At 63.5% G+C, this 8051-nt stretch carries 4 protein-coding genes; 1 reads left to right on the forward strand and 3 read right to left on the reverse strand.

All coding sequences use genetic code 11. The features are described from left to right. Nucleotides 1-718, reverse strand: a 718-nt coding sequence (locus KA354_24760) for a glycoside hydrolase (protein MBP7937864.1), incomplete at its 3' end; no start/stop codon positions are given. 219 nt (nt 719-937) lie between these two features. After that, entirely contained in the window at nt 938-2506 is a 1569-nt protein-coding gene (locus KA354_24765; protein ID MBP7937865.1) for a family 10 glycosylhydrolase, read from the reverse strand. A 129-nt stretch (nt 2507-2635) separates the two neighbouring features. Between KA354_24765 and KA354_24770 the strand changes: the two genes are divergently transcribed. Continuing rightward, nucleotides 2636-3874 (forward strand): hypothetical protein, encoded by a 1239-nt coding sequence (locus tag KA354_24770; protein ID MBP7937866.1) that lies wholly within the window; start codon nt 2636-2638, stop codon nt 3872-3874. A 96-nt stretch (nt 3875-3970) separates the two neighbouring features. Here KA354_24770 and KA354_24775 read toward each other — a convergent pair whose 3' ends face one another. Then, the gene (locus tag KA354_24775) at nt 3971-7174 is read right to left on the reverse strand and encodes a CotH kinase family protein (protein ID MBP7937867.1); all 3204 of its coding nucleotides are present in this window, start codon (nt 7172-7174) and stop codon (nt 3971-3973) included. Nucleotides 7175-8051 lie beyond the last annotated feature (877 nt).

Genomic DNA, 8051 nt, shown 5'->3' on the forward strand with positions numbered 1-8051 from the left:
CAGGCACCTCCCACTCCAGCGTGCCATCGGCCGAGAGCCCCTGGCCCAGATCGATCACGTCCCTCGAACGGGCATGTTCCTCACCCGCCACGGCGAGCGATTCCTCAAAGAGAAGCGAGGTGTCGGGCGCGGAGAAGTGCAAGGCCTTGTGCAGGGCCTTCTCTGGCCAATGCTGGAGCCGAGACTGGCGGGACGGGTCGACCAGGGCGGGCGAAACCTTGAGTGGGCAGGCCAATACGGCCACATCGCGATAGAACTCCGCGTCGTGATTTGGCTTCTGAAGCGTACCACGAAACCGGGCCGGCCCGGCCACTCGCGTCTCCGACCAAACGAGCCGCTTCGGGGCATCCTCGGCCATGACCATCGGACCCCCGAGGTTCCAGCCGCTCTGGATGCTCAGGCTCATCTCCAGGCCAAGCCGATCCGCCTCACCCAGGGTGTGCTTGTAGAGCTCGCGCCATTCCGGAGTGAAGAACGTGGGGCCATGGGGAACGCGGTCGTTGCCGTCCTGTTCGGCGCCCCCGGCATCACAGATGATCGCTCCGCCGAAACCCTTGGCGGCCATCTCCTCCAGGTCGCGGGTGATGGCCGCCCTGGTGACGTTGCCGTTGAGCCACCACCAGTACGCCCGCAGGCGAGCCTCGACCGGCGGCGCCCGCCAACCCTCCTCGAGCGCGGGGCCGGATTCCGCGGCAGGGGCGAGACTGGTGTAGGTCAAGGACAGGAGAACCAATGCTGTCCACGATGCTCGTGCGAGAATCGAGAATGGCATAAGGACTGCCAGTATACCGCCTGGACCGCTACGCCGAACAGACCGCGCCAGACCACCCCACGCCGGGATCCGTGCGATCCTCGATTCCGTGGTACTCCGCCGGCTGGGCAAAACCGTCACAACCCCTCGACGCACCCCATCCCCCTCACGCCATGTTCGTCGCGGTCAGGGCGGTGTGATCCTGACGTAGAGATCGAGCAGGGAGAGCGGCTCCATCTGCTCAGGGCGACACGAGAGTTCGAGCGTATTGGCTCCCTGGCGGAGAGAGGCGCCCGGCAACGCATAGTCGAGCCACTCCTTGTCGGCCACGCCAGCCGACAGTCCCTGGCCGTTGAGCCGAACATGCAGACTTTGGGAAACCGGCGGCTTCTTGAAACGCAGGCGAAGCTCGATACGCGTGTGTTCGGCGGCAGCGGACGTGTCTTCGCCGACCTTGAACTCGACGCCGGCGGGCTTCTCGGGCTTCACCGTGATCGGGCTGGCCGGGTTGAGCGTCGGGATGCGGATGAACTTCTGGTGAGGTATGGGTACGGCGCCCATGCCGCGGATGCTGGCGAAGTAGTGGCGATCCAGCATGCGGAGGCCGGCCGGATCGCCGAGCTCGCGCCAGAGCGGGTTGTTCGGATCGAAGAGGTTGAACACGTACACGCCATCGGCTCCCGAGGACCAGACGTTCAGGGCCCGGCCGCGGTAGCTGGCCAGGCTTGCGCGCAGCTTCTGGGCGGTCTCGTCCCTGATTCGCGGCTCGTCGAGCGATGGATACACCTTGGCGCCGTAGCGATGGCCCAGCTGAACGCTGTACTCCCAGGCATTGAGCTGGGTGTAGCCGCCGACGATCAGCAGGTCCACCAGGCCGTCCGCCAGCCACCGCTGCAGATCAAGCCCGATGAACCGGCAGTACTCGACGGAGTCCGGGACGCGGACAGCCAGGAGGATAGGACGACCGCGTCGGCGACCCGTCTCCTCGGTCATCTTGCGAATCCGCCGCAGGAGATCGGTCATCTGGCTCAGTTCCTCTTCGCCGCAGGGCGCGCCCTGCCCGGAGCATTTGAAGAAGAACGCATGGCGGTAGAAATCCAGCTCGATGCCGTCGATGCCGTACCCTGTGCATACCTCCTTGCAGTACCGAAAGGCGAGATCGCGAATCTCGGTCACGCCGAAGTTCACTGCGGTCCACTGGCCGTATCGAGGGCGTTTCTCCTTCGTGCCGATCAGCCATTCGGGGTGTTCCTGCTTCAGACGGTTGGCCCGGAGCATCACCGGCCCGTAGGCGGCTCCCGAGGCATCGTGGGTGTCATTCACGCGGAAGGACCAGAACAGCTCCATGCGGTGGGCATGGGCGAAGTCGATCATGACCCGGAGGGGGTCGATTCCCCTGTCGAGGAACTCCTGGGTCAGGTTCGATTGATAGACTCCCTCGCGGGTGTTGAACACCTGGCCGACCCGGGTGTTGTGGGTGAACATGCCGAAGCCGGAACTCCACGTGCAGTAGAAGATGGCGTCGACCTGGGAGCCGGCCAGCGGCGTGGTCCGCGAGCGGAGCAGCTCCTCCGTGGTTGCCTCCTTGCAGAAGTAGACGGGTTCGTTGCCGTCGTTGTTGAAGATGACGTGTCTCTGACGGTTGACCGCCTGCCGACGAAGCGTCTTCCAGGCCGCGTCATCGGGCGGCGAGTCACTGGTGATGACGACACCGGAGAGGCAACTCAACACGATGAGGGCGAGGGTGGAGCTCATGCCTCCCATGCTACTGAGGTGATCCCGGGCGGGCAAACGCGCTCGAGATGACTCTGCCTTTCGGGCTTCCGGAGGCCGACCGGCGATCCGGGGGTTTCCTTTCTCGCGGCTTGCGATTAGGTTCCCGGTATGAGCACCAGCATCACACCCATTCCGGAGCCAAGGCTGACTGCGGCGATCCTCGTTGTCGCCGTGTTGACGGTGGTCGCTGACACGCGAGGCGAAGCCGGAGGGCTGGGCCCTGGGGCGGCGTCTGCCCCGGTCGCGGGCGACACGAAGGCAGTGATTCCCATCCCGATGAACGACACGAGGCTCTTCCTGGCGCCGTACGTCTGGAAGCGGACGGGGTCCGGGCGGGGCGCTCGGGCGGAAGCGGGCATGCCCGGCGCCTACGTCAAAGCGGCCTTTCGGGGAAGCGCCGGGGTGCGTTTGCTCGTGGACGGCACGGCGAACGACGGCTGCCCGCCGACCGCGATGCCGGTCATTGACTTCTCTCTGGACTTCGGGGAGTTCAAGTCCATCCAGCTCGCGAGGACGGGCACGGTGTACGCGCTGCCGCTGGCCGACGGCTTGGATGTCACCCGGGATCATCGTCTCGAGGTTCACTTCCGCTCCGCCTGTCTGAGTCCTGACCGCTGGCGGGCCTCAACGGTCCATCTGCGTCTGGCCGGGATTGAGCTTGATGCCGGCGGCTCACTCGTGTTCTGCCCGACGCGGTCCAGGAGGGCGATCGGTTTCGGCGATTCGATCACCGAAGGCGTGTGCTCGGAAGGCCTGTGCTCCTATTACTCCGACCTGCTGATGCACAACGCCCGGGTGACGTGGTTCCCGCTGGTCTGCGCGGCCCTGGGCTGTGAGTACGGCCAGCTTGGCACGGGCGGTCAGGGAATGGTCAAGGCGCTGGAGATCCCGCCGCTGCCGCAGACGTGGGATCGTTACGATCCGGGGACATCACGGCTTGCCGACGGGTTGCTGACGCCCGAACCGGACTATGTCTTCTGCGCCATGGGTACCAATGACCACCACAAAGAAGGCAGCAGTCTCACGCTGCTGCCCATCAAGGACGCGTACACGCGGTGGCTGGTGGCGATGCGCGAGGCCTGTCCACATGCTGCGCTCTTCTGTGTCGTTCCGCCGCTCGGCTGGCATGCGGAGACGATTGCCGAGGTTGTCGCCGACCGCAACAGGAGCGGTGACCAGCGGGTCTTGGTGATCGACACTGCGCTGCTGAAGGACAGGTTCAGCGCCCAGGGTGCCACGCAGTTAGCGCCGGATGGCGTGCACCCCTCGGTTTACGGGAACGCGATGCTCGGAGCCCTGATCGCCGGCGAGGCGCAGAGATCGCTAGGAACCCTTAAACACCGTTAAGAGTTATAGTCTTCTATAGGGAGCAGACGACGCCGTCAGCCTGGCGGTTTCGCGTTCTGTCCTCACCTCTGCAGGGACCGTCGTTGGCGGAGGCGGTTAGTCTCCGACCGTGGTGCTGGCCGACACGGTCCCGTCGGGTCTGACCAGTCGCACGATTTCGCCCGGGGCGATGTGGTTATCGTAGTTACCCTGGATGAACCGGCCTTCGCCGCCCATGGGGGTTGCGGTCCGGGCCCGGAAGGCGGACGCCCTGGGCGTGGCGTAGAGGGTGCTACTGGGCCGGATGACTGTTCCCGGGTGGAAGGTGTGCTTGGTCTCGAACTTCTGTTCGCTTTTATCGTAGACCTGGAGCAGCCAGCCGGAGATATCTACGGCGTAGGTGTTGGCGTTGACTAGTTCGATGTACTCCTCGTCCTGGATACCCGAAGTGGGGCTGTGTTCGATTGCCCCGAAGGTGATGCTTGGATTTGCCGGCTGGGCGGTCGGGATGAGGCCGTCGCCGGTTGGGCCGTGGGTGTTGTAGAGGTGGGTTCGGCGAACGGCCAAGTACTGATTTTTGAGGATGCCGATTGCGGTGGCGAAGTCCTGGTCGGTTCCGTAGGTGATGCCCTTGAGTGCCCAGTTCGCGCGGTCGAGGAGCACATCGGCCTGCATCTGGGACACGAGTTCGTTGATGCGGTTCTCGAACTTGAGTTCTGCGGCCGGGGTGCCCGGTGGCTGGAGCTGGGCGTCCATGACCGTCCGCAATCGCCGCAGGTACATTTGCCGGATGGCTGGCGTATCGCTCAGGGCATCGATGAGGCGGTTCCAGAGATTGTCGACCTTCTGGTGGTCGGAATCGCCGAAGAGTGGGTGGCTGAACGGGTCGTTGGCCGCCCAGATGCCGTCGCTGAGCACGCCGCCGCCGGCGCCGTAGTTTCGCCCGAAGGTGAGGTCCTTGTCCCAGGGAAGGAATCGCCATTCGCCGGTGTCATTGGTATCGCGGTACAGGTAGTAGTTCTTCTGGACATGATCGTTGTCGTGGATCAGGGTTGTCGCGGCCCAGTAGTTGATGCAGGCAGGGATGTCGACATTATCGAAGAGGTAATTAGCTCTATAGGTTCCGGTCAGCTTGATGCCGGCGACCAGGGCTTGGATATCGGCCCAGTTCTCGGTTTCGCGGGTCTTCTTTTCCGCGACGCCGGCGTCGGCGTAGTCCAGCTGGCTGGTCATCTTGTACAGGGCGCCTTCGGGATCGAGGTTCTGGCGGGTCAGGAATTCCTCTTCGGGCTCCTCGACGAAGACGGCTACGCTGTAGAACTCGCCGTTCCGCTGGACGCGCATGGGGAAGCTGATGCAGCCCACCGCGCCGGCGTCGCGATAGGTTTCCCAGGAGAGGACCTGGCGGATATATGCCTTGTCGCTGTAGGTGCTGTTGAGGTTGAATTCGTCGACGCCGGCCTGGTCGAGGGCGTAGAAGAACTTATCGCCGGAGTTGAACTTGAATTTCAGGTTTCTCTTGGCCCAGCCTTCGGAGGTCATTCCGCGGAGGTGTATCTCGATGTTGTCGTAGAATTGGCCGAGGAAGAAGGCCGATGCCCGGGTGCCTCTGTTGGTCTCGGCCGCCTCGGTGTTTTGAGCGAACCACTCGAGGATGGGGATCTGGCTGGTCACGCCGGGGTTGTTGACCACGGTTCCGAGGTACTGGGCCGAATTGGTGGGGCTGTCGTAGAGTGGCCACCGGGAGGTCTGGCCGTGGTCGTCGGCGGCGAGGAAGTACCAGCGGACCATTTGGCCCGGGGTGGACAGGCTGGCCGGGATGGTAGCCCCGTAGACGCCGTCGCCGGCGGTTCCGTCGCCGTGGGCGCCGTCGTCGAGCATGGTCACGGAGGTTTCGGTGCCATACATGACGCGATAGTACATCGTCACGGAGGCCACGGGGTTCAGATACTCGGCGGCTCCGACGGTGATGGTCAGATGGTCGGTATCGTTGGGCAGTGCTGGCGAGGATTGGGGGTTGGTGATGGTCGGACCCATGTTTCCGGCTCCGGAGCCGTTGACGTGACCCGGCGAGGGGCTGGTGAAGTACCGCTCGACTCGGGGCATGGTCAGGCCGGAGCGGGTGGCGTAGAGTTCGGGCAGGATCAGGAAGTCGGTGCTACCTGTGCCGTTGTTGAGGCCGTGCACGGCGAGGATATTCTGACCCGGGAGCAGGGCTCCGAGTTTGGTGGACACATCGTAGGCCACGGGGGTCAGGGCCTGGTAGTCCGGATGATCGGTGGTTGCCTTGGAGTTCCAGGCTGGGGTGGTCGGGGCGTTGGCGCTGGCCAGGAACTCGCCGTTGAGGTAGGCCACGAAGCCGTCGTCATAGCGCATGTAGAAGATGAGCTTGTCGTAGGCGGTCGGCTCGTCCACGGTGAAGGGGACGCGGATGAGGATGGAGTTGTTCGAGGCCATGGCGGTATCCACGTCAAGCCCGATCAGGTTTTCAAAGCCTTCCGATCGTTCGTATCCGACAGCCAGGTTACCGGTCAGCCAGGCGGAATCGTTGAAAGTAGGCAGGAGCCAGCCGGTCGGCAAGGGGGCGTTACTCAGAACGGCGGCGCGGCAAGGGGAAGTCGAGGCGACCAAGGTGTCGGTTGATCCCATGGCCACGCCGTAGGACACATCGCCGGTCTGGACCGGATAGGTGGGGGTGTACTCGGACACGACGGTCACGCCGTCCGGTTTAACCAGGGCGAGGTACTCGCCGCCCGCCTCGAGCCTGAAATTGGTGTGCAGCGGCTGGCCTGGGACGGCGCGGTCTTTCTCCGTGGCCCAGATGAGGAGGTACTCGCCGGACTCGATGCTGACGTCGGGGAACCTCCATTTGGTCAGATTGCCGGTTTTGTCAGTGAGATACCAGCCATTCAGGCTAACGGCGGTGCTCGTGGGATTGTAGATCTCGAGCCAGTCCAGGTATTCGCCGTCTTCGTCCGCGAGAGTCGTGCCGTTGGAGGCCATGAACTCGCTGATGATCAGATTGACGGGGGCAACCGGACGTCCGAGACAGGTTTGGAACAGGCCGAAGTCAAGCTGATCGACGTCGCCGTCGCCGTCCTGGTCGAATTGTTGACAGCCGGGCGCATAGGGCAAGCTGGGACCGCTCACACAGGTCACGAAAGCGAGGGTGTCCACCTCGTCGATGATGAAATTGGTGTCGGTATCGCAAGACGCACACGAACCTGCTGTCGCTGGCGCGGGTACCACCAGCGCGCATGCGACGACCAGTGCGGCCCCAATGAACCGAATCCCGCCCCCGAAGACGCTCCGCGACTCCATCTCCTGACCTCCGCGCCGTAATCCTGTGACGTTCGCCTAGGCGACCATTCCCCTTGGCGTAATCTCGTTCCCCCTGGCTCCGGTTAAGCACAGAGCCCCGCCCGGTGTCATTGTACCGCGCCGTCCCCTTGTTGCGTCTACCCCAGACCAAGATTCTGTCGATTCTGGGGCTGGGAAGTCCTTTTTTTCTCGGACCTGGGGTGGTCGGACGGGTCCTTTGCAGGCGTTTTTCGTGTTTGCGGGCCTGCCGGGAGGGTGCTCTACCTGATCCGCGGGCCGGTGGTGGGCAGTCAGGATTTCAAAGCGCCAAACGAAGCCAAATGAGTGGTCGGCGGTCGGCAGCCAAGATTTCAGAGCGCCAAACGAAGCCAATTGGGTGGTCGGCGGTCGGCAGCCTGCGGTCGGCGGTCAGGATTTCAAAGCGCCAAACGAAGCCAATTGAGCGGTTGGCCGGCTGTCAGTTGGGAAGGTAGGCGTTGACCTTGTGGGAGACGGGGTTTGGCGAGGTGGTCGGGAGAAGTTATTGGGATTTCAAAGAGCAGGGAGGCGGGCCGTGGGATCGTCCTCCATACTCATATCACCTGTCCCGTCCCGGACCCGGAGAAGTAGCGATCAGCGGTTGACGGTTGGCGGTTGGCGGTCAGCGGTTGGCGGTCAGGATTTCAAACCCCAAACGAAGCCGATTGAGTGGTCGCGGTCAGGTGGTTGTCAGTCAGAGAGGTGGGCGCGGACCTTGTTGGCGGCTGGGCCTTAGCCCAAGTTACTGAGTTTGGCAGCGTCAGTGGTCCTGGCGATAGCGCCAAGGCCGTTTCCTTCTGAAAGTCTTCACTACATTTGCGCAGCCTCTTCGAGGTATCGCAGCCGCTGGGGCATGGTC

This window comes from Phycisphaerae bacterium, from assembly GCA_018003015.1.
GTDB lineage: Bacteria > Planctomycetota > Phycisphaerae > UBA1845 > PWPN01 > JAGNEZ01.